Origin of the sequence: Cupriavidus necator A5-1, from assembly GCF_000744095.1 — a bacterium.
GTDB lineage: Bacteria > Pseudomonadota > Gammaproteobacteria > Burkholderiales > Burkholderiaceae > Cupriavidus > Cupriavidus necator_A.
In genome coordinates, this window is record NZ_JQLI01000008.1 from 4170117 (window position 1) to 4192338 (window position 22222).

General features: G+C 66.9%; 22 protein-coding genes and 1 pseudogene. 16 read left to right on the top strand and 7 right to left on the bottom strand.

What is annotated here, in order from left to right; genetic code table 11:
* The first annotated feature begins 8 nt into the window (after positions 1 to 8).
* From K307_RS43400 to K307_RS43440, 9 genes are all read left to right on the top strand, one after another.
* Positions 9 to 557 (top strand): TlpA family protein disulfide reductase, encoded by a 549-nt coding sequence (locus K307_RS43400; RefSeq protein WP_042887224.1) that lies wholly within the window; start codon positions 9 to 11, stop codon positions 555 to 557.
* 197 nt (positions 558 to 754) lie between these two features.
* Positions 755 to 1252: a type II 3-dehydroquinate dehydratase gene (gene aroQ, locus K307_RS43405; RefSeq protein ID WP_042887226.1), complete on the top strand. Its 498-nt coding sequence runs from the start codon at positions 755 to 757 to the stop codon at positions 1250 to 1252.
* 165 nt (positions 1253 to 1417) lie between these two features.
* Positions 1418 to 1879 (top strand): acetyl-CoA carboxylase biotin carboxyl carrier protein, encoded by a 462-nt coding sequence (gene accB, locus K307_RS43410; RefSeq protein ID WP_042887227.1) that lies wholly within the window; start codon positions 1418 to 1420, stop codon positions 1877 to 1879.
* Positions 1880 to 2126: 247 nt separating this feature from the next.
* Positions 2127 to 3479 (top strand): acetyl-CoA carboxylase biotin carboxylase subunit, encoded by a 1353-nt coding sequence (accC, locus tag K307_RS43415; RefSeq protein ID WP_022536595.1) that lies wholly within the window; start codon positions 2127 to 2129, stop codon positions 3477 to 3479.
* Between the two features lie 44 nt (positions 3480 to 3523).
* A complete protein-coding gene (gene prmA / locus K307_RS43420) occupies positions 3524 to 4417 on the top strand; it encodes a 50S ribosomal protein L11 methyltransferase (RefSeq protein ID WP_042887228.1) in 894 nt (297 codons plus the stop codon).
* A gap of 9 nt (positions 4418 to 4426) precedes the next feature.
* Complete coding sequence (locus tag K307_RS43425) at positions 4427 to 6067, top strand: zinc-ribbon and DUF3426 domain-containing protein (RefSeq protein ID WP_042887229.1); 1641 nt, start codon at positions 4427 to 4429, stop codon at positions 6065 to 6067.
* Between the two features lie 121 nt (positions 6068 to 6188).
* Positions 6189 to 6689, top strand: coding sequence for a thiol peroxidase (gene tpx / locus K307_RS43430; protein ID WP_042887232.1), 501 nt, complete (start codon positions 6189 to 6191; stop codon positions 6687 to 6689).
* Positions 6690 to 6820: 131 nt separating this feature from the next.
* Positions 6821 to 7768, top strand: a complete 948-nt coding sequence (locus K307_RS43435) for a carbohydrate kinase family protein (protein ID WP_042887233.1) — start codon at positions 6821 to 6823, stop codon at positions 7766 to 7768.
* A 39-nt stretch (positions 7769 to 7807) separates the two neighbouring features.
* Positions 7808 to 8275, top strand: coding sequence for a membrane protein (locus K307_RS43440; RefSeq protein ID WP_042887234.1), 468 nt, complete (start codon positions 7808 to 7810; stop codon positions 8273 to 8275).
* Positions 8276 to 8508: 233 nt separating this feature from the next.
* Here K307_RS43440 and K307_RS43445 read toward each other — a convergent pair whose 3' ends face one another.
* Positions 8509 to 9090, bottom strand: a complete 582-nt coding sequence (locus K307_RS43445; RefSeq protein ID WP_042887235.1) for a histone H1-like DNA-binding protein — start codon at positions 9088 to 9090, stop codon at positions 8509 to 8511.
* A gap of 905 nt (positions 9091 to 9995) precedes the next feature.
* Here K307_RS43445 and K307_RS48370 point away from each other — a divergent pair.
* Positions 9996 to 10385, top strand: coding sequence for a hypothetical protein (locus K307_RS48370; RefSeq protein WP_155301381.1), 390 nt, complete (start codon positions 9996 to 9998; stop codon positions 10383 to 10385).
* Between the two features lie 354 nt (positions 10386 to 10739).
* On the top strand, positions 10740 to 11213 hold the full coding sequence (locus K307_RS43455) for a DUF2147 domain-containing protein (protein ID WP_042888129.1): 474 nt from the start codon (positions 10740 to 10742) through the stop codon (positions 11211 to 11213).
* A 260-nt stretch (positions 11214 to 11473) separates the two neighbouring features.
* On the opposite strand, the gene K307_RS47165 is transcribed toward K307_RS43455, so the two are convergent.
* The 4 genes from K307_RS47165 to K307_RS43470 all read right to left on the bottom strand — a co-directional run bounded on the left by K307_RS47165 (position 11474) and on the right by K307_RS43470 (position 16312).
* Positions 11474 to 11743 carry a hypothetical protein gene (locus K307_RS47165; protein ID WP_051975428.1) on the bottom strand — a complete coding sequence of 90 codons (270 nt, stop codon included), beginning with the start codon at positions 11741 to 11743 and terminating at the stop codon, positions 11474 to 11476.
* Positions 11733 to 12776, bottom strand: coding sequence for an IS110 family transposase (locus K307_RS43460; protein ID WP_051975429.1), 1044 nt, complete (start codon positions 12774 to 12776; stop codon positions 11733 to 11735). Before K307_RS43460 ends, K307_RS47165 begins: the two co-directional genes overlap by 11 nt.
* 363 nt (positions 12777 to 13139) lie before the next feature.
* Positions 13140 to 15260: a TonB-dependent receptor gene (locus K307_RS43465; protein ID WP_042887237.1), complete on the bottom strand. Its 2121-nt coding sequence runs from the start codon at positions 15258 to 15260 to the stop codon at positions 13140 to 13142.
* A gap of 173 nt (positions 15261 to 15433) precedes the next feature.
* A complete protein-coding gene (locus tag K307_RS43470; protein ID WP_042887238.1) occupies positions 15434 to 16312 on the bottom strand; it encodes a LysR family transcriptional regulator in 879 nt (292 codons plus the stop codon).
* Positions 16313 to 16459: 147 nt separating this feature from the next.
* Between K307_RS43470 and K307_RS43475 the strand changes: the two genes are divergently transcribed.
* Together K307_RS43475 and K307_RS43480 are read left to right on the top strand one after the other, a co-directional pair.
* Positions 16460 to 16852 (top strand): tautomerase family protein, encoded by a 393-nt coding sequence (locus tag K307_RS43475; protein WP_042887240.1) that lies wholly within the window; start codon positions 16460 to 16462, stop codon positions 16850 to 16852.
* 222 nt (positions 16853 to 17074) lie between these two features.
* The gene (locus K307_RS43480) at positions 17075 to 17908 is read left to right on the top strand and encodes an aldo/keto reductase (protein WP_042887241.1); all 834 of its coding nucleotides are present in this window, start codon (positions 17075 to 17077) and stop codon (positions 17906 to 17908) included.
* Positions 17909 to 17945: 37 nt separating this feature from the next.
* Here the strand turns inward: K307_RS43480 and K307_RS43485 are convergent, their stop codons facing one another.
* Positions 17946 to 18359: a hypothetical protein gene (locus K307_RS43485; protein WP_042888130.1), complete on the bottom strand. Its 414-nt coding sequence runs from the start codon at positions 18357 to 18359 to the stop codon at positions 17946 to 17948.
* Between the two features lie 227 nt (positions 18360 to 18586).
* On the opposite strand from K307_RS43485, the gene K307_RS43490 reads away from it, so the two are divergent.
* Together K307_RS43490 and K307_RS43495 are read left to right on the top strand one after the other, a co-directional pair.
* Positions 18587 to 19165, top strand: a complete 579-nt coding sequence (locus tag K307_RS43490; protein WP_042887242.1) for a YSC84-related protein — start codon at positions 18587 to 18589, stop codon at positions 19163 to 19165.
* A 116-nt stretch (positions 19166 to 19281) separates the two neighbouring features.
* Positions 19282 to 20181 (top strand): recombination-associated protein RdgC, encoded by a 900-nt coding sequence (locus K307_RS43495; protein WP_042887244.1) that lies wholly within the window; start codon positions 19282 to 19284, stop codon positions 20179 to 20181.
* Between the two features lie 37 nt (positions 20182 to 20218).
* Here K307_RS43495 and K307_RS43500 read toward each other — a convergent pair whose 3' ends face one another.
* Positions 20219 to 20662 carry a thioesterase family protein gene (locus tag K307_RS43500; protein WP_022536610.1) on the bottom strand — a complete coding sequence of 148 codons (444 nt, stop codon included), beginning with the start codon at positions 20660 to 20662 and terminating at the stop codon, positions 20219 to 20221.
* Between the two features lie 562 nt (positions 20663 to 21224).
* Here K307_RS43500 and K307_RS43505 point away from each other — a divergent pair.
* Positions 21225 to 22056: pseudogene (locus K307_RS43505) on the top strand (tripartite tricarboxylate transporter substrate-binding protein); the annotation flags it as partial.
* Positions 22057 to 22222 lie beyond the last annotated feature (166 nt).

The following is a 22222-nucleotide window of genomic DNA, read 5'->3' on the forward strand; positions in this document are numbered from 1 at the left end:
CCATCCCCATGACTGAAACCATTTCCTCGCCCGCCCGCCGCTCCCGCCTCTGGCTGTGGATCGGGGTTGCCGTGGTCGCCTGCGCCGCCGGCGCGCTGGCCGGCCATTTCGTGTTCTCGCCCAAGCCCGCCGGCGACCAGGCGGTAGAGACCTTCTTCCAGACCCGCCTGCCTGATGCCGCCGGCGCCGACCTGGACCTGGGCAAGCTGCGCGGCAAGACCGTGGTGGTGAACTTCTGGGCACCGTGGTGCGGCCCCTGCGTGGAAGAGATGCCCGAACTGACCGCGCTGCACGCGGAATACAAGAACCGCCAGGTCGAGTTTGTCGGCATCGGCATAGATTCCGCCGCCAACATCCAGCAGTTCACCAAGAAGGTACCGGTGGCCTACCCGCTCGCCGTGGCGGGTTTTGCCGGCACCGAGCTGTCGCGCAATTTCGGCAACAGTGCCGGCGGCCTGCCCTATACCGTGGTGATCAACCCGGACGGTTCGGTGAAGTACCGCAAGATGGGACGGGTCACCGCAGCTGAACTGCGGGCTGTACTCCCGCGCACCTGACCGCATTCTTCCGCGAACTTCGCCGAATTTCGGATTTCTTCGGCGATTTCTCTCATCCGTCGCACGAAAGTCCGAGAAAGTGTCAAGAAGGGCACCAAAGCGTCGCAAGGCGACCTCATACCTTGTATCGCGTGCTAGACAAATCCCTCTAAGCTACGGTAATCTCCGCGCAATTTCGTTGATCTGGTCGAGCCGCCGTGACTGCAACCCGCTCCCTCCGTCGCTCAGCCCGCTACCGCAAGGTGCTGGTCCTGCATGGGCCGAACCTCAACTTGCTGGGCACCCGCGAGCCGGAGACCTACGGGCACACGACGCTTGCCGATATCGACGCGGCACTGGCCGAACGAGCGACAAAGGCCGGTATTTCGCTGGCATCGTTCCAGTCCAACCATGAGGGCGCGCTGGTCGACCGCATCCACGCCGCACGCGAGGAAGGCGTCGACTTCATTATCATCAACCCCGCGGCCTATACGCATACCAGCGTGGCGCTGCGCGATGCGCTGGCCGGCGTGGCGATCCCATTCGTCGAGGTGCACCTGTCGAACGTGCATCGTCGCGAGAGCTTCCGCCACCACTCCTACTTCTCCGACGTGGCGGTCGGGGTGATTTGCGGACTGGGCTGGCAGGGGTACCTGCTGGCGCTGGACTATGCGCTGGCCCAGGAGCAGCCGCCGCCAGGGAGTTCGGGGAGCTGACCCCGCCAGATTTAATGAGTACATGCGCGCGCCGCCCGGCGGCCTGCGCCCGTTGCGCGTGCTTCGGCACGGCGGGCGCGGATCCCTGGTGGCCGCCACAACGATTTCTTCCGCCGCGGCCGTTCCCGGCAGCGGCCGGACAACCCGATTCAGGAGGATAAAAAGATGGACCTGCGCAAGCTGAAGACGCTTATCGACCTGGTGGCCGAATCCGGCATCTCCGAGCTGGAAGTCACCGAAGGCGACGGCAAGGTACGCATCGTCAAGCAACCGCCGCAAATCATCGCCGCGCCGATGGCCATGCCGCAGATGCAGGCGCTGCCGGCCGCCCCGGCCGCTGCCCCGGTCGGTGCCGCCGTGCCGGCTGCCGAGCCGGCTGTCCAGCTGCCCGCCGGCCATGTGGTGACCTCGCCGATGGTGGGCACGTTCTACCGTGCGCCGTCGCCCGGCGCCGCGCCCTTCGTCAACGTCGGCGACACGGTCAAGGAAGGCCAGACCGTCTGCATCATCGAAGCCATGAAGCTGCTCAACGAAATCGAGTGCGACAAGGCCGGCGTCATCAAGGAAATCCTGGTTGAAAACGGCCAGGCCGTGGAATACGGCCAGCCGCTGTTCGTCATCGGCTGATCCCGACCGGATGCCGCGCCGCATGCTGCCATCGGCCACTCGCGTGGCCACCTGGGGAGCACCGGCGCGGTCCGCTAATGGCGTTTCGTGACGCCGGGGACGCTGTGGGCATCGCGGCCCGTTCCGTGCAGTTCCATGCAGTTCCGCGCAGTATTGCGGCCACGGCGGCTACCCGCCCCGCGGCTGCGCGCCCGATGTGCCATGCCGGCACGCAGCGGGACCGCTCCTGTTCTCGCAGAGAGAGACCATGTTTGAAAAAATTCTGATCGCGAACCGCGGCGAAATCGCTCTACGCATCCAGCGCGCCTGCCGCGAACTGGGCATCAAGACGGTCGTGGTGTATTCCGAGGCCGACAAGGAGGCCAAGTACGTCCGCCTGGCCGATGAAGCCGTCTGTATCGGCCCGGCCCCGTCGCCGCTGTCCTACCTCAATATGCCCGCCATCATCTCGGCCGCCGAGGTGACCGACGCGCAGGCCATCCACCCCGGCTACGGCTTCCTGTCGGAGAACTCCGATTTCGCCGAGCGCGTGGAGAAATCCGGCTTCGTCTTTATCGGCCCCACCGCCGACAGCATCCGCCTGATGGGCGACAAGGTCTCGGCCAAGCAGTCCATGATCAAGGCCGGCGTGCCGTGCGTGCCCGGCTCGGACGGCGCCCTGCCCGACGATCCCAAGGAAATCCTGGCGACCGCGCGCCGCGTGGGCTACCCGGTGATCATCAAGGCCGCCGGCGGCGGCGGTGGCCGCGGCATGCGCGTGGTGCACACGGAGGCCGCGCTGATCAACGCCGTCAACATGACGCGCGAAGAGGCCGGCCGCGCCTTCGGCAATCCCGAGGTCTACATGGAGAAGTTCCTCGAGAACCCGCGCCATGTGGAAATTCAGATCCTGGCCGACCAACACCGCCAGGCGATCTGGCTGGGCGAGCGCGACTGCTCGATGCAGCGACGCCACCAGAAGGTGATCGAGGAAGCGCCCGCGCCGCACATCCCGCGCCGCCTGATCGAGCGCATCGGCGACCGCTGCGCCGAGGCCTGCAAGAAGATGGGCTACCGCGGCGCCGGCACCTTCGAGTTCCTGTACGAGAACAACGAGTTCTACTTCATCGAGATGAACACGCGCGTGCAGGTCGAGCACCCGGTCACCGAGATGATCACCGGCATCGACATCGTGCAGGAACAGATCCGCATCGCCTTTGGCGAGAAGCTGCGTTTCCGCCAGAAGGATGTGCAGTTCCGTGGCCACGCGATCGAATGCCGCGTGAACGCCGAGGACCCGTTCAAGTTCACGCCGTCGCCGGGCCGCATCACCGCCTGGCACATGCCCGGCGGCCCGGGTGTGCGGGTCGACTCGCACGCGTATGATGGCTACTTCGTGCCGCCCAACTACGATTCGATGATCGGCAAGATCATCACTTACGGCGCCACGCGCGAACAGGCTATCGCCCGCATGCGCATCGCGCTGTCCGAAATGGTGGTGGACGGCATCCAGACCAACGTGCCGCTGCACCGCGAGCTGATGATGGACGCCAATTTCGTCGAAGGCGGCACCAGCATCCATTATCTCGAGCATCGCCTGGCGGAGCGCGCGAAGGCCTGACGCGACGTTACCCGCAATACACACCGCAGCAAGCAAGGAAGCCCGTGGCATTTCAGGAATGTGTGATCGAAGTGGCGCAGGACCAAGCCGAGGCCTGGTCTGACGCCCTGTTCGACCTCGGCGCGCTGTCGGTCTCGGTGGAAGACGCCGATGCCGACACGCCGGACGAGCAGCCGCTCTTTGGCGAGCCCGGGCTGGAACCGAAGCAACTCGCGTGGAACCGCTCGCGCGTGGTGGCGCTGTTCGGCGACGATGCCGATCCGGCCGTGGTAGTCGCGGCCGCCGCCAACCAGCTTGGCATCGACCCGGTGCCGGCGTTCGAACTGCGCGCGGTCGAGGACCAGGACTGGGTGCGGCTGACGCAATCGCAGTTCGAGCCGATCCGCGTCGGCGAGCGCATCTGGGTGGTGCCGTCGTGGCACGATGCGCCCGAGCCCGATGCCGTGGTGCTGGAGCTGGACCCCGGCCTGGCCTTCGGCACCGGCAGCCACCCCACCACGCGGCTGTGCATGCAATGGCTGGAGCAGAACCTGAAGGCGGGCGAGACCGTGCTCGACTATGGCTGCGGCTCCGGCATCCTGGCGATCGTCGCGCGCAAGCTGGGCGCGGGCGACACCATCGGCATCGATATCGATCCCAACGCCGTGGAAGCGTCGCGCTACAACGCCGAGCGCAACCAGGTGCAAGCGTCGTTCGCGCTGCCCGAGTCGGTGTCCGACGCCAGCTACGACCTGGTGGTCGCCAATATCCTGTCCAATCCGCTCAAGCTGATGGCCGCCATGCTCAGCGCCCGCGTGCGCCCCGGCGGCCGGCTGGTGCTGTCCGGCGTGCTCGAGCGCCAGGCGGATGAAGTTGCCGCGGCCTATGCGCCCTGGCTGCCGCTGACGGTGTGGCGCAGCGAGGAAGGCTGGGTCTGCCTTCATGGCACTCGCCCCTGACTGGTACTGATGGCCGCCGTCAAGCTCGTCACGCGCTGCCCGGCCTGCCGCACCGCCTTCCGGCTGGTCGCCGACCAGTTGCGCCTGCGCCAGGGGCTGGTGCGTTGCGGCCACTGCGAAACGGTGTTCGACGCGCGCGAACACCTGATCGAGATTCCCTTGCCGGCCGGCGGCACCACGCCGGCAGCGACCACCCCCGCCGCATCCGCGGCACCAGCTCCCGCTGCTTCCACCCCCGCATCGGCTGGGGCCGCGCGCGCGCCGCAGCCGGCTTCCCCGCCCCTCACACCTCTCACGCCCCAGACGCCGTTCAAGCCCACCATCGATCCCGGCTATGACGTGCCGGCGCTGGACGCGCCGACCATGATGATGTCGCCGGAGGAGATGGACGCAGAGGCGGACGCCTCCGCGGCGGCTCCGGCGCCGACCGGCATGGACGACGACGAGATCGAGCGTGCGGTGCGCGAAGCCAACGAAGCCGTCGCGCGACGCGATGCGCGCGATGCCGAACGGCAGGCCGTGGCACCGGCGGAGGAACCGGCGCAGCCGCCGGCTGCCGTGGGAGTCGGGGCTGAAGTCGAGGCTGAAGTCGAGCCCGAAGTCGAGGCTGAGCCCGACCTTGAACTCGAGCCCGAGGCCGGCGCCGGCGCAGCGCCCGTATCAGCAACCCCTGCCGGCCCGAATCACGCCGAGGACACCCCGGCACAGCCGGCATCCGTGGCCGTCCCCTGGCCGACGCTCGATCATGGCGCGCTGGATCTGGCGGAACCGGCGGCGAAAAAGCCGGCTGCATCGGAACCGCAAGCCGCGACGGACAAGCTCGCACCAACGCCCGCCGCGCCCGCTGCAGCCATCCCCAGCGCGAGCGAATTCCTGCGCGCAGCGACCGCCGATGCCACGCCCGTGCCGTCGGTTCATGAGCCTGCCAGCACGCCTGCAAGCGCAGGTGGCGTCGATGGCGCTGACGATAAGGCCGGCGCACAAGACTTCGGCCCCGAGACCGGCACTCAGCCCTCCACCGTCACCGGCGGCGCCGTCGCGCGCGAGCAGACCACGCGCCGCTGGACCCGCACCGAAGCGCCGGCCGGCCCGGTGTTCGCCCCCGACTTCCTGCGCCACGCGCGCGAGCGTGAGCGCGAACGCACGCGCGAGCCCCGCCGTGGCACCGGGGTGCCGCGCTACGCGTGGCATGCGGCCGCCCTGGTGCTCGCCCTCGCCACTGCGGCACAGGCGGCGTACCTCGCGCGCAGCCAGCTCGCCGGCCGGTTCCCGATGCTGCGGCCGGTGCTCGAGGCGGCCTGCGCGCCGCTGGGCTGCGACGTGCCGCCCTGGCGCGACATCGACGCACTGCGTATCGAGAGCTCGCAGCTACAGCGCCAGGACGAAAGTGGCGACGTCTACCTGCTGTCGGTCACGCTGCGCAACCAGGGCCGGGCCAGCACCGTGCTTCCAGCCGTCGAGCTGGTGATGACCGACCTGCAGGACCAACTGCTGCTGCGCCGGGTGCTGCAACCGGCGGATTATCTCGAGCCGACGCAAAAGGCCTTTGCCGCGCAGGGTCTTCGCGCGGGCATGGAGCTGCCGGTTCGGGTACGATTCCGGACGCAGCAGGCGCCAGCCAATTACCGCGTGCTGATTTTTTATCCCTGAATTCCCGGACCGCCGCCGGACCGAATCCGAGTCCGGCAGCGAGCCGCGCCCCCACCCCGGGCAATGACCGGCCAGGCGCCGGAAACTGAACCGGAAACCATCCAGACATCAAGGAGTAGACATGAGCAACGTCACCCTCGGCGGCAACCCGATCGAAGTCGCAGGCAAGTTCCCGCAGCCTGGCGACAAGGCACCGGCCTTCTCGCTGGTCGGCAAGGACCTGAAGGACGTCACGCTTGCCGACTTCGCCGGCAAGCGCAAGGTGCTGAACATCGTCCCGAGCCTGGACACGCCGGTGTGCCAGGCCTCGGCCCGCAAGTTCAATGAAGCCGCCAGCGGCCTCGACAACACGGTGGTGCTGACCATCTCGGCCGACCTGCCGTTCGCGATGGGCCGCTTCTGCACCGCCGAAGGCCTGGCCAACGTGGTGACGCTGTCGACCATGCGCGGTGCCGAGTTCAAGGGCAACTACGGCGTCGACATCAAGAGCGGCCCCCTGGCCGGCGTGACCGCCCGCGCGGTGGTGGTGCTCGACGAGAACGACACCGTCAAGTACGCCCAGCTCGTGCCGGAAATCAAGACCGAGCCGGACTACGACGCCGCCCTGGCCGCGCTGAAGTAATCCGCGCCACCTGACGGCAGCGGCCGCCCGCGGACCCGGGGCGGCCGCTTCTGCTTTCTGCCTTACCACTTTCGCAGTAGCCTTCCCGCAAGGGATCCATCCACCTGACCGACCTACCACCTGGAGAGAGCATGGCCAGCCTGATCTGCGGCTCCGTCGCCTACGACACCATCATGACGTTCGACGGACGTTTCCGAGAACACATCCTGCCGGACCAGATCCACATGCTGAACGTGTCGTTCCTGGTGCCCGGCATGCGGCGCGAGTTCGGCGGCTGCGCCGGCAATATCGCCTACACGCTGAAGATGCTCGGCGGCGACCCCGTGGTGATGGCGACCGTAGGCACCGACGCCGAGCCGTACCTCGATTACCTGCGCAAGCTGGAGATTCCCACGCAACACATCCGCGTGCTGCCGGAGACGTTTACGGCGCAGGCCATGATCACCACCGACCTGGACAACAACCAGATCACCGCCTTCCACCCTGGCGCAATGAGCCAGTCGCAGCTGAACAACGTCAAGGATGCGCTGGGCAGCGCCAGCGCGCCGCGCCTTGGCATCGTCGCGCCCGACAGCCGCGAAGGCATGCTGCACCACGCGCGCCAGTTCGCCGACGCGGGCGTGCCGTTCATCTTTGACCTCGGTCAGGCCATGCCCCTGTTCAACGGGGACGACCTGCGGGAGTTCGTTGAACTCGCCAGTTACGTGACAGTCAACGACTACGAGGCGCAGGTCCTGCTGTCGCGCACCGCGTGGACCAGCGCCGATGTCGCCGCCAAGGTCCGTGCCTTCATCGTCACGCACGGCGAGCGCGGCGCCAGCATCTTTGCCGATGGTCGCCAGTACGCGATCCCGGCCGTCCAGGCCGAGCGCATCGTGGACCCGACCGGCTGTGGCGACGCCTTCCGCGGCGGCCTGCTCTACGGTATTGAAAACGGTTTAGACTGGGAAACGACCGGGCGCCTGGCGTCGCTGATGGGGTCGGTCAAGATCGCGCAGCAGGGTCCGCAGAACCACTGGTTGTCGCGCGAGGAAATCGGCAACCGGTTCCAGTCTGCATTCGGGTACCGCTACGCCTGACCTGCTGGCAGCGCGTGGCTTCCTTACGGGAACAGAGAGATGAACAACAAGCTCCGTGGCGGCGCCGTTGCCGTCATCGCCAGCGCCACGCTGGTCGCCGGCTGCGCCACCCAATCCAACTCCAACAGCGTCTACGGCACCGGCCAGGCACAGCACGAGCAGACCGTGCGCTACGGCGTAGTCGAAGGAGTGCGTGAAGTCACCATCCAGGGCGGCCAGACCGGTGCCGGCACACTCGCCGGAAGCGCCATCGGCGGCGTTGCCGCGGGCAGCACCATCGGCGGCGGCAACGGCGCGGTGGCGGCCGGCATCCTGGGCGCCATCCTCGGCGGCATCGCCGGCAGCGCAACCGAAAACAAGATCAACCAGCGCCGCGGCCTGGAGATCACCGTGCGCCTGGAAAACGGCGAGATGCGCGCCATCACACAGGAGGCCGATGAGGTCTTCCGTCCCGGTGATCGCGTGCGCCTGCTGTCGGCGGGCGGCGTGACCCGCATCACGCACTGACCACCCGAGACCGCCTCAGGCGCATCCTGGGCGCCGCGCCCCGCAAGGGTCGTGGCGCCTTTTTCTTTGCCGGCGCGCGCCCATGAAAAAACCCGCCGGGCGGATGCCATCGGCGGGTCGGCAAGACTGGCGTCTTGCTGGCCGGATACGCAGTATCCGGTCATGTGGGCACGCGCTGCGTGCCGGTGCGGTTCCTTGCGGAACGTGCAAGCTCCACGCCGTGGCGGCGCAGCTTACGGACGGTTGCCCGTCGGGAACGGCCAGGCAGCAGCCGGGTTCAGCGCGGTCTTGGCAGCCGAAGCGGGAGCCACGGCAGGGGCAGCGGCAGGCTTGGCAGCAGGCGCCTTCTTGGCAGCGGCCTTCTTGGCAGCCGGCTTCTTGGCGGCGGCCTTCTTGGCCGGGGCCTTCTTGGCGGCTACCTTCTTGGTTGCAGCCTTCTTGGCGGCCGGTGCCTTCTTGGCGGCGACCTTCTTGGTTGCGACCTTCTTGGCCGGGGCCTTCTTGGCGGCTACCTTCTTGGTCGCGACCTTCTTGGCTGCCGGTGCCTTCTTGGCTGCAACCTTCTTGGCGGCTACCTTCTTGGTCGCGACCTTCTTGGCGGGGGCCTTCTTGGCCGCTGCCTTCTTGGCGGCCGGTGCCTTCTTGGCGGCTACCTTCTTGGTTGCGGCCTTCTTGGCCGGGGCCTTCTTGGCGGCCGGTGCTGCCTTCTTGGCGGCTACCTTCTTCACAGCAGCCTTCTTGGCCGGAGCGGCCTTCTTGGCGGCCGGCTTGGCGGCCTTCTTAGCCGCCGGCTTTTTCTTTGCAGCAGTTGCCATGGATAACTCCTTCACTAGAGAGTGAATATCGAATGACCTAAGTTGGCGACCCGACCGACCCGAGGCGCAATACAGCCGCGCGGCCCCAGTCGAGCGAGCGATTCATCGGCGCGCGGCGCATTTGCGGCTGCACGCTAATGAATTCGGTTGCAGGCGCACCGCCCCTGGCGGTGACTTGGCGGCCGGAGCGAGCCCGCAAGCGGGTCTCGGGCACGTGCCGCGCCCTGGAATATTCGATCAGCCCGCGCCGCCCGTTGAGTCGGCGCGCGGCCAGAAATGAGGAGATATCGGACTGCAGGCCTGCGGTGCGGGCATGGCCTCGCGCACGGCAGGCGGCATTCATCATTCGGTGGTAGCTGGCCCAACCCGTTACTGGGCCAAGGGAGACTGCACGCGTTTTAAGAAGCCGGTCCGGCCTGGTCTGCGTCAAAGTTCTCGTGCTCCTCAGCTACTACCTGCATCACTGCATCGAAGCGCGCATCGCGCTCGTCGTTCCATCTTGCTCTTCCTGCTTCTCTGCAATGAAGTGAGACTCTTGTCAAGGCGAATCATAATTCGTTTGCACGATGATGTTAAGAAAAAAGTGCAAAAAAACTTGCCTGCATGCATCGCTCCAACTAGTTCTCACGCGTGTCGTCACGAAGACGTTGCCGATGGCATCGCGATGCAGCGCGCGCACGCATGCGGCGGTGCGTGTTTCTCTGTCTCGCACACGCGTCGCGAAACCTTTCACACCATCCACGCACGCAGCTTTTACACACCCGTGTGAGACCCGATTACAAGTCGCGTGATGCGCGTCGCAAGCGCGCGCAAAGGTCGCGTCGCGTCTCACCTCGACTTGCGAAAAGCCGCATGGACAAAGGCTTTGCGGGCGATGCACCGCGGCGCGCGGGGCACACCGCGAGGTGCGCAAGCGGGTTCGCGAGTGCGCGTGCGACTGGCCGCGCTGCACGTCCTCTGCATGCGTTACACAGTCGGCCGCGCGCTCGATCGCGGCATTGCAGCGGACCTGCGGCATCGATCCGCGCGCGCATCGCGCGACACGATGCGCGAACCTCGGCGCGAGTGATGCGCGCGCGCAACGGTTTGCATCGGAGCAACAGCGCGAACGCATCGAAAGCGTTGCGATTGAGCAAAGCGACGACGCGAGCGAAGCATTGCGGCAACACATCGGCGGTGCGTCGCGCCACACCATCGCCGTCACGATCGCCGCACGCGCATCCATCGGCGCTCTTGCTCCTCGAGGGTGCCGGAGGTTGCCGGGGTATCGCTCGCTCAGTTGGATCGTCAGTTGAGTTCTCAGTTACGTCATCGCTCGCTCCGGCGCATGTGGCACGCGAGGTGCCCGCGGCGCGTCGTACGTCCGCTTAGAGGATTGCTTCAGCGCCCCCGCGGCGATGCCAATTGCTGCAACACAAAAACCCGCAAACCGCACGTGCAGGCGGCTTTGCGGGTAGCGGGCCAGGTCGAAGCCAAGGCTTGCGCGCCGTCGCGCCGGATTGCGGTGACGCCCCCGCGCCAGTAGATTGGCGTGCGCGCCCGCCGCTCGCTCACTGCCCGGATGACCCGCTTCGGTCCATTGCGGCAGCCGCCGCGCGACGCACCGCACCGGCATGCTGCCGGTGGCCACGAACCTCAAAGGAGACATCATGCGCATCCATCCCACCCTCGCCCGCACCCGACCACTGTGGCGCGCCGCCGTGCTCGCCGCCGCCCTGCTCGGCAGCGCCGCGGCGATGGCCCAGGCCACGCCGAGCGGCATGTGGAAGACCATCGATGACAACACCGGCAAGCCGCGCGGCCTGGTGGAGATCACCGAGAAGAACGGCGTCTACAGCGGGCGCCTGGTGAAGACCTTCGTCGAGAGCGACGGCAAGCCGCGCGTGTGCGACAAGTGCACCGACGCGCGCAAGGACCAGCCCGTGATCGGCATGACCATCGTGTCCGGCCTGCGCAAGACCGGCGAGAACGAGTGGAGCGGCGGCGAGATCCTGGACCCCGAGAACGGCAAGGTCTACAAGAGCAAGATGTCGCTGGCCGAGGATGGCAACAAGCTCAACGTGCGCGGCTTCATCGGCATCAGCCTGATCGGCCGTACCCAGACCTGGGAGCGCGAGCACTAAGCAGCGCGGCGACGAGATGGCATGCCGGCGCGGTGGAGGACTCAGGGTTTCTCCGCAGGCGCGCTGTTGCATGCTTGACGTGGCGGACCTGCGCGACGCGGAGATGAGTGCGGATTGATGGACTTGATCTTGTCCGGCGCGCGTTGCGCTGCCAGGCTCGCGGGAGAGGGTTGGGGTGAGGGCCAGGGTGTCGATGAAGTGGCGGCCGCCGATAATGCCACCGCGTGCCCTCACCCCCTGCCCCTTTCCATGAACCAGCGCTAACCCATTGTTTTTGCTGGCACCAGATCCAGGCCATGTTTCTGCGCGAGCTTGCGTAGCACGCGCTGCTCGGACTGCGCGGTACGGGTCTGGTAGTAGCGCAGACCCTGCTCGACGTAGTCCGAGCCCTTGACCATCGTCTGCCAGAACAAGGCAGCGAGCTTGCGCGCGAGCGCTTTGTTGGCAATGAGTCCGCCGCGGCGGGCCTTGAGCCGGCGATAGAAGCGGCCCAGGGCCTTATCAACGCTGTTGGCCAGGCTACGGGCCATGGTGCAGAACAGTTGGCCGGTACGGTTGCGGTGGCGCGCTTGCTGGGAGCGGCGCTTGCCGCTCTGGTGCGAGCCCGGTCCAGGCGGTGAAGTGCTTGGCGGTGGGCCACCGGCTCAGATCGGTGCCGACCTCACCGATCACGAGCAGCAGCGAGTAGTCGGCGAGCCCCGGCAGTTGGGTGGGATCATTGCCGCCGCACAGCTGCAGCAGCATGCGGTGCAGGCCGTCGATCTTGGGCGTATGAGTGCCGCCCGGCTTGGCCGGCGAGGCCGGGTCGTCGTCGCGGGGGGGACCGCTCAGTGCGCGTAGCACCTGTTCGATGGCGCGATCGCATTCGCTGATCTGGCTTTGGTAGTGCTGCCAGCTCTGCAAGGCCTGGCGCAGGGCAAACAGGTGTTCATGCTTCCACATGTCGCGTAGCGATTCCTTGACCCGATCGCCCTTGTGCTTGCGGATTTGCGCGTCGCATAGCGTCAGCAGGTAAGCGGGGTCGCGCCGGCCGGCCAGGATGGCGTCGATGACCTTGAGCGCGCTGACGCCGGTGAGGTCGCTGATGACCGCATGGAACTTGACGTTCATGCGCTCGAGCGCCTTTTGCATGTGCTGCACGTGGCTGGCGGCCATCGTGATGTGATCCTGGCGCAAGCGCAGATAGTCCTGCAGTTGCCGGATTTCGGCCGGGGGCACGAAGCCGGAGTGCAGCAGGCCGTGCGCATGCAGCGTGGCCAGCCACTGGCAGTCGGCCATGTCGGTCTTGCGTCCGGGCAGGTTGCGCACCAGCCGGCCATTGACCACCAGGACCGTGATGGTGGCGGCCTCCAGCGCGCCGTACAGGTACAGCCAGTACACGCCGGTCGCCTCCATGGCCACCGAGCGCACGCCTTGGTCGCGCAGCCAATGGATCAGCGTCGAGACGTCCTGGGTCAGGGTGCCAAAGACCCGCGGCGTGTCACCCGCGATGGACACGTGCAACTTCTCGCTGCCCACGTCGATGCCGGTGGCCCGGTCATCCAATACCGGTAGCGTTTTCATCTGCGGCCTCCTCTTCTTGGGAAGGATCGGCGCCAACGTGCCCGGCAGACCCGAAAATGGAAACAAACCTACCCAGCGGGAAGCTAACGACGCTCACCAATCAAGCCCAATGCTGTCTGCCGGAGCCAGTCTCTCCCACGGGCAACAAGAAGTGCACCAGAGGGGACGCGGCCACACTGCGCGTCAAGGCCGAGTATCAACCACTGTACTACCGGTTCCTGGGGCAAGCCGGCATGGGCCGCATGCGGGGGACTCTCCCGCAAGCGGGAGAGGGGAGCGAACCAGCAGAAGATGAAACGGCTCAGGCGAAAAAAACCGGGCGGTGTCGAGCCGCCCGGTTTTTCTTGTCCACGATACTGCGCTTTACATTCGGTACCGCAGCGTCGCCATCACGTTGCGCGGAGCACCCGGCATGTTCAGGTTGGCGTTGGTGCCGTGGGCCGAGACGATGTAGCCCTTGTCGAACAGGTTGTACACGTTGAGCTGCGCCTCAAACGCGCCGCGGCGGTACCAGGCCATGGCGTCGGCGGTGACATAGCCGGGCAGCGTCACGGTGTTCTGCGGATCGGCGTAGCGCGCGCCCACCAGGTTCACCCCGACGCCCACGCCGAAGCCGTGTCCCAGGTCCTTGGTCAGCCAGGCGTTGCCGGAGTGGCGCGGCGTGATGGTGGCGCGCTTGCCTTGCAGCGCGGCGCTCGACTTGGTGATCGTGGCGTCCAGGTAGGCATAGCCGGCCAGCATGCGCCAGCCGCTGCCGAGTTCGGCCGCGCCGGCAATCTCCACGCCGTCGGTGCGCTGCTCGCCGATCGGCAGCAGTGCCGTGTTGGTGGCGTTGGCCACCTTGATATTGCTGCGCTCCAGGCGGAACACCGAGATGGTGGTGCTGGCCTTGCCATTCAGCCAGTCGTACTTGGCACCGACTTCGGTGTTGTTGGTGGTCTCAGGCGCCAGGTCGGCATTGTTCGCCGCCAGCGCAAAGGCCTCGCCCGACGGCTGGAACGACTTGCTCCACGACACGTAGTAAGACTGCGCCTTCGACGGTTGCCACACCAGGCCGGCGCGCGGGCTCCAGGCGGTGTCGGTGCGCGACAGGTTGCGCTGGCCGGCGATCCGGTTCAGCGTCTCCTGCTGGAAGTTGTCGTAGCGCACGCCCACCAGCGCCTTCCACTGCTCGCTGAAGGTGATCATGTCCTGGGTGTAGAACGCCAGGGTATTGAAGATGCCGAGGTTGGAGGTGGTCGGCGTGCCCGGCGCCTGGCGCGGCAGCGTCAGCAGCACCGGGTTGAACAGGTCAAAGGTGGCGACCTGGCCGTTGGCGCCCAGCACCGGCTTGGTGTTGTTGACCTGGTCCTTGTTCTGCTGCCCGATCTCCATGCCGTACAGCAGCTCGTGCTGCGTGCCGAGGAAGGTGGCCTTCTGAATCAGGTCGGTCTGGTTGAACCAGCCATGCTCCTCGCGGCGGACATTGCCGTGGTTCATGGTCAGGGTGCGGGCCGCCTCGTTGACCGTGTTGGTCAGCGTGTTGTTGCGGTCCAGCGAGTAGTGGTAGTAGCGGGTCGCATTGCGGATCGACCAGTTCTCATTGAAGCGATGGTTGATCGTGGCGGTACCGGAGAACACCCGCGACTGCGAGTAGTCGGCGTCGCGCGCATTGGCCGCGCCGTAGTAGCGCGAGGCCGGCACGTCGACCGGACGGCCCTGGAAGGCCGGGATGCCGAAGTCGGTCACGCGGCGATCTTCCAGGTAGTCGGCCTGCAGCAGCACGGTGGTCTCGGGCGCCACGCGCAGTTCCAGCGACGGTGCGATCGCCGAGCGGTCCAGGAACTGCTGCGAGCGGTAGCTGTTGGCCTTCTGCACCGCGCCGGTCACGCGGAACGCGGCAGCGCCGTCGGCGAACACGCGGCCGACGTCGGCCTCGGCGCGGCGGTCGGCCCACATGCCATAGCTGAGCGCAAAGTCGGTGACGTCGATGCCCGGCTTCTTGGTCACGCGGTTGATCAGGCCACCCGCCGAGCCGCGCCCGTACAGTACCGCCGCCGGGCCCTTGATGACCTCGACGCGGTCGACGTTGGACAGGTCGCGGAAGTACAGCGCGTCGTCGCGGATGCCGTCGACGAACTGGTCGGCGATCGCGGTGAAGCCGCGGATCGACACCTGGTCGCGCTGGCCGTCGCCGGTGGAGAACGACACGCCCGGCACGTTCTTCAGCGCATCCTGCATCGAGTTGGCGCGCTGGTCGCGCATCACGTCCGCGGTGACCACGTTGACCGTCTGCGGGATGTCGCGCAGCGGCGCCTCAGTCTTGGTCGCGCTGACCGCATTGGGCGGGTTATAGCCCACGCCAAGCTCGCGGCTGGCGTCGGCCTTGACGGTGACCTCCGGCAACTGCGAAGCGGCTGGCGCGACCTGGGCCCATGCAGCCGTCGGTTGAAAAAAGAAGCTCCCCGCCACCGCGGCACAGATCGGGTGAAGTTTTATTCTCATTTCCTGCCCATTTCCCTGTAATGGCCCGTAATAATTTTTAAAAAAGCGACGCATTATCGACCAGGGAAATGAGAGGGTCAACGAGATTGGGAATAATTCGCATTCCGTGATTTGGGATGTTGTTTTCCGGAATGCGCACTGTCCGCGCTATTTGTGCGCGATGACAGACTTCATCAAGCGAGTTGTTCGGCCAGCGCGTCACGCGCCTCGGAAATGAAGGTGGATTCGCCACGCTTGCCCGGCAGCAGGAAGAACTCCGCCTCGGGCAGGCGCGGCAGGCGCAGCCGGGCTACCGTGGCGGCATCCAGCGGCGCTACGCCGGGCCCTACTGCCGAAGCGTTCAGGCACGACATCCCCAGCCCCGCCGCCAGCGCCAGGTGCAGCCCCGCCACCCCCGAAGCCGAATGCGCGACCTCGTAGGGCAGCCGCTTGCGCTGCAGCAGCTGGATCACGAACTGGTGCAGCGAGCAGGTGTCGGGCAGCAGCACCAGCGGCAATGTGGCGGGCAGCAGCTCGGCTTCGCCCGGCGCTGCCACCCAGGCCAGCGGCTCGCGCCGCAGCACCGTGCCGCGGGTGCTGGCACCCTGCCCCCTGGTGCCGGGCAGCCGCATGCTCAGGCCGATGTCGAAGGCATCCATCTCCGCCGCGGCATCGATCGCCGCGCTCTTCATCACCGTCACGTGCAGGCGAAGGTAGGGGTAGCGTTCGCGCAGCCGGCGCAGCATGCCGGCGATCTCGCCGGGGCGGAAGTAGTCGGTCACCGCCAGGCGCAGCTCGCCCTCGAGCGCGTGGCCGCGCAACTCCTGCAACGCCAGCTCGTTCAGCGCCAGGATGCGGCGCGCGTGTTCCAGCAGCCGCGTGCCCGCCGGCGTGGGGACCGCGCCGTGCCGGCCGCGCGCCAGCAGCGGCACGCCGGCGCGCTCCTCCAGCTTGCGCAGCTGCTCGCTGACTGAGGACTGCGACAGGAACAGCCGCGGCGCCGCCGCCGACAGGCTGCCGCTGTCGGCCACCGTGACAAAGGTGCGCAACTGGTCGGTTTCGAATCCACGCATGACGGTCTCCGGCAAGGTCCAATGGAGGTGAGAGACAGGCTTCTTTGCTTCGGTTTATACGATGGATCACATCGGATATTCCCGCTTTTCCGATATTACACCGCGGCCTACCATCACCTCACCAACCCGTTCACACAGGAGCCTGTCATGCCCCATATCGTCATGCACCTCTCCGGCCAGCCCGATGCCGCCCTGACTCGCCGCAGCGCCACCGCGATCGCCGATATCACCGAGCGCGTGCTCGGCAAGAAGCGCGACGTGGTCGCCATCACGGTCCAGTACATTCCCCACGACAGCTGGATCATCGCCGGCGTCTCGCTGTCCGAGCAGGGCCGCAATGCCTTCCACCTGGACATCAGCGTGACCGACGAAACCAATACCAAAGCCGAGAAGGCGCAGTTCATCGAGGCCGTGTTCAAGGCCATGTCGGAATTGCTGGGCGACCTGCATCCGGTTTCGTACGTGCATGTGATCGACGCCCGCGCGGCCGCATACGGCTATGGCGGACGCACGCAGGAGTACCGGCACCAGCACGGCTGACGCGACTTATCTCCTTCGCATCACGACCGCGAGTCCTACCGCAATATGTTTTGCCGCAACGCTGATCAAGTCCGGCGCGGTGTCTTTGTGATCGCCGTGTATTTTCTGACCGGACTGGTCTGAAGCCATCCCGGCGCGCGCGACTTGTATATTTTGGGTGTTGTTAACTAGTGTGGTTGGGTGCCGCCGGGCACCCGGCCCGGCACCACGGGGAACCAACACATGAAAAAAGTCACCCTGCCCGATGGCGAGCGCGTCCCGGCGCTCGGCATGGGAACGTGGAATATGGGCGAGTCGCCCGCCGCGCGCGCCGAGGAGATCGCCACGCTGCGCCTCGGCCTGGACCTTGGGCTGCGGCTGATCGATACCGCGGAGATGTACGGCGAGGGCCAGTCCGAAGAGATGATCGGCGAGGCCATCGCCGGGCGCCGCGACGAGGCCTTCCTCGTCAGCAAGGTCTACCCGTTCAACGCCAGCCGGCGCGGCACGATGCAGGCCTGCGAGCGCAGCCTGAAGCGGCTGCGCACCGACCGTATCGACCTCTATCTATTGCACTGGCGCGGCGGCGTGCCGCTGGAAGAGACGGTGCAGGCCATGCAGGCGCTACAGCGCGACGGCAAGATCCGCCACTGGGGCGTCAGCAACCTCGACCTGGCCGACCTGGAGGAATTGTGGGGGGTGCCGGGCGGCAACCAGCTCGCTGCCAACCAGCTGCTGTACAACCTGGGCCGGCGCGGCATCGAATGGGACCTGCTACCGTGGCTGCGCCAGCGCGGCGTGCCGGTGATGGCGTATTCGCCGATCGAGCAGTCGCGGCTGCTGGGCCACCCCGGGCTGAAGCGCTTTGCGCGCGACCACGGCATGACGCCGGCGCAGGCGGCGCTGGCCTGGCTGCTGGCGCAGGACGGCGTGATCGCCATCCCCAAGACCGGCCGCCGCGAGCGCCTGCAGGAGAACCTGGGGGCGCTGTCGCATCCGCTGCTATCGGCCCAGTTGGCCGAACTTGACCGTATCTTCCCGCCGCCCGACGGACCGGGCGCGCTGGAAATGCTCTGAGCCGGCCTTAAGCGACTCTGAGCGCTCCCAAGCGAGGTTAGGGCTGGCGAGCCGCGTAGCGCTCGCGCTCGACGTAGCGCACCAGGTAGGCGCGCGCCTTCTCGCGCGTGTCGGTGGTGACGCGCTCCGCCGCCTGGCGCGCGCTGTTCTTGCCGTGCGACGACGACATCTGCCCGTCAAGGTAAGTGCGGAAGGAATCGTGCATGGCATCCAGGTCGGACTGGCACGCGGCCAGCGCCGCGTTGGCAACGTCCTTGGACTGGCCCTTGGCCGACAGATTGTCGTCGGCCTTCTGCTTGACGCAATCCATGTACTTGGCGCGCAGCGCCTGCCAGCCGCTGCTGTCGCCGGCTGCCGCCGCCGTACCGGCGGCATCGTTGGAGGAACCCGAAGGATGTGAAGCGCACGCGGCCAGGAAGGCGAGCGGCAGGGCGGTCAGGATCTTTTTCATGCAGGCATCGACCGCGCTGGGGCGGCGGGGTTCCCGCATTTTTTGCCAATGCGGCGGACCCGGCGCAAGTTTCCTCATTTATCGTCATTTGCCACGCATCCCCTGCCATGCATCGCATGCCAGCACCATCTTCGTCACAAATGGATACGTGTGTAGGACAAGCTGCCATTTCACGGAGTGCTTCCGGCGCCTATGCTTCAAAGACAACAACACCCACAGGAGCCAAGATGAAACGTCGAACCTTCCTTTCGGCCAGCGCTGGCCTGGCCCTCGGCAGCGTGGCACTGGGTGCCTGTACCACGACCGGGCCTGACACACCCACTGACAAGGGTGCCCGCCGCCGCGAACTGGACTCTGGCGTGGACGCCACGCTGCAGCGCCTGTATGGCTCAGTCAACGGCTCGCGTGACCTGGGCAACCGCGCGCGCGGCATCCTGGTGTTCCCCAAGACGCTGTCGGCCGGCTTTGTCATCGGCGGCGAGTACGGCGATGGCGCGCTGCGCTCGGGCGGCGCCACGCGCGGCTATTACCGCCTGATCTCCGGCTCGGTCGGCTGGCAGATCGGTGCGCAGTCCAAGTCGATCATCCTGATGTTCCTGACGCAGGATGCGTACGACAAGTTCGTGCGCAGCCAGGGGTGGACTGCCGGGGTGGATGCCACGGTAGCGCTGGCCACCGTCGGCGCCAACGGCGTGCTGGACACCAACACCGGCCAGCAGCCCATCGTCGGGTTCGTGATGACCAATGCGGGCCTGATGGCCGGTCTGAGCCTCGAAGGCAGCAAGATCACCAAGCTCGACCTGTAGGGGGCAGCTAGCCTGTCCTTTGCGCCGCGCGGCCCCCTTGCCGCGCGGCGCCGGCCTGCGATTTTCGCGGCCGCGCGCCGCGAGGGGATAGAATTCGTCCCTTTGGCCGAATTCTCATGTGGTTCAAGAACCTGCAGGTCCATCGTTTCTCCGCCCCGTGGTCGCCGAGCGCCGACGAGGTCGAAGCCAGCCTGGCGAAGCACGCCTTCTTCCCCGGCACCAGCCTCGAAATGCAGACGCAAGGCTGGGCCTCGCCCCGTGACAACGGCCAACTGGTCCACACCGTGGGCCGCCAGATGCTGCTGACCCTGCGCACTGAAAAAAAGCTGCTGCCCACCACCGTGGTCAACCAGGTCACGCGCGCCCGCGCCGCCGAGATCGAAGAGCAGCAAGGCTACAAGCCGGGCCGCAAGCAACTCAAGGAACTGAAGGAGCAGGTCGCCGAGGAACTGCTGCCGCGCGCCTTCAGCATCCGCCGCGACACGCGCGTGTGGATCGACCCGGACAACGGCTGGCTCGCCATCGACGCCGCCGCGGCCGCCAAGGCCGATGAGGTGCGCGGCATGCTGTTCAAGGCGCTGGATCCGCTGCCGCTGATCAACCTGCACGTCAACCAGTCGCCGGTAGCGGCCATGACCGACTGGCTGTCCGGCGACGCCGCCCCGGCGGGGTTCACCGTCGACCAGGAGATCGAGCTGCAGTCCGCCAGCGAGAGCAAGGCCACCGTGCGCTACGTGCGGCATCCGCTCGATCCGGAGGACCTGCAGCGCCATATCGCGGCGGGCAAGCGTTGCACGCGGCTGGCGATGACGTGGAATGACCGGGTCTCGTTCGTGCTGACGGATGGGCTGGTGGTGAAGAAGGTGGCGCCGCTGGATGTCATCAAGGAGCAGGCCGATGGCACGGCTCACGATGAGGATGAGCGCTTCGATGCCGACTTCACCATGATGGCCGGCGAGCTGTCGGGCATGCTCGGCGACCTGACCGAGGCGCTTGGCGGCGAACGCAAGAGCTAAGACTGAATTGCGCGCGCCGCTTCGGCGCGCGCTGCCCTCACTCCAGCCAGTTCACCTTGGGGAAGCGCCCGGCAAACCCCTCCGGCATCGGCACGACCTGCTTGTGCACGTAGTCGAAGAACACAAAACCGGACTTGGCCATCGCGATCAGCGCGCCATCGGCCGGCCGCGTGATGCGGAAAATGATGTCCCCGCCATACTTGTTGAAGTCCATCACGCCGACTTCGAACTCCAGCTGGTCGCGCGCATGCGCCTCGTTGCGGTACATCGTGGCCAGGTCGGTGACGATGATGCCGACGCCCTCCTGCCTTACGTCCTCGCTGCCGAATTCATACAGGAAGCGCGCCCGCGCCTCGGAAATCATCGAGATCATTGAATCGTTGGCGAGATGGTTGGCCGAGTTGATATCGGTGACGCGCACGGTCAGGTGGGTCGCGTAGCAGAACTGGTCGGCAGGCAGGTCGAGTTTGAGGCGGGCCATGGCAAAGCAAGCTGGAATGGATCGGACGCCGCGCGGCGGGGCCGGCCTGTGAGGCCTGGGGCCGGGGCGCCGGCGAGGCGCCCATCATAAGGGATGCGCCGGTTCGGATATTGGCCGCGCTCAGGGATTGAGCGGCGGCAGGGCCGGCGCCGGTGCCAGCTGCCGCCCGGCACGCCGCGCCCGCCGGCGAGTGCCATGGTGCCCGGCGGCATGGTGGCGTGCCGGTCGCCACCATTTCGGGACTCGCAGCCATCCCGCGTCGTCCTCTCCGGGTAAATGCCGCCCGCCGGCTCGTCCACCCGCCGATGTGCGGGCATTGCGGCCGCCCGTACGCTGCGCGAAGCTGTGGCCGCTGCCGGTCCGCAGCGCGCGTGCCATGCACTGCCCGCCATGCGGATGGGCCGTCTAGAGGTCGTCAATACCAAGAGGAAACACGATGCAAGCTGACCGACGCAAAGCCCTGCAGTTGCTGGGCGCAGGTTCCCTCGCCGCCGCCGCTCCGACGCTCTGGCTCGGCTAGGCACGGGCCCAGTCAACCTATCCTGCGCGGCCGGTTCGGCTGGTGGTGCCCTACTCGCCTGGCGGAGCCATCGATGTGCTGGCGCGCACCCTTGGCGATCCGCTCGGAAAACTCTGGCAACGCCCCGTGATTGTGGAGAACCGGCCTGGCGTGGGCGGCATGATCGGCGCGGACGCGGTCGCCAAGGCGGCACCAGACGGCCACACGCTGCTGCTCGCGCTGCCCAGCCTGGTGCAGACGCCGTACATGGTGGCCAAGCCGCCGTTCGATCCGCTGCGCGACCTGGCCGCCATCAGCCAGCTCTGCACCTCGCACCTGGTGCTGGCCGCCAACAGTGCCATGCCGCGCATGCTTCCCGAGGTGGTCAGCCAGGCGAAGGCACAGCCCAACAAGTATTCCTACGGTACCTATGGCATCGGCACCGGCGCACATCTCTACATGCAGGTCTTCTGCAACGCCGTGGGCGCCGAGCTCGTGCATGTCCCGTACAAGGGCGAGGCGCCGACTGCTCGGGGGCGAGATCTCGATGGGCACGCTGTCGCCGATGACAGTGCGCCAGCACGCGCGCAGCGGCAAGCTCCTGCCACTGGCCGTCACCGGGAATACCCGAGCGCCGATGCTGCCGGACGTTCCGACCTTCCTCGAGCTCGGCTACAAGGGACTGGACGGGCCGGCCTGGATGGGCCTGTTCACCACGGCTGGCACACCCCAGCCCATCGTCGAAAAGGTTGCCGCCGACGTCGAGACTGTGCTGGCCGCGCCCGAGATCCGCCAGCGCATGGCCGAGTTGGGGCTGATTGCCAGGACGGCGCGGCCGGCGGCGTTCGCCGCGCTGGCGAAGGCAGACCAGGCGTACTGGGGCAACGTGATCAGGGCGCACTGGAATGCGGTCTGCTTCACCCATCCCAGCTTCAACATGGTGCTGTTCCACGCCGCCTTCGTGGTGGCGCAGACCGGTGTGTTGTGCGCGATCGCCTGGCGGCTGGAGCGCGAAGCACGCTCCACCGACGAACTCAGCGCGCTGGCCGCGGGCATCGAGC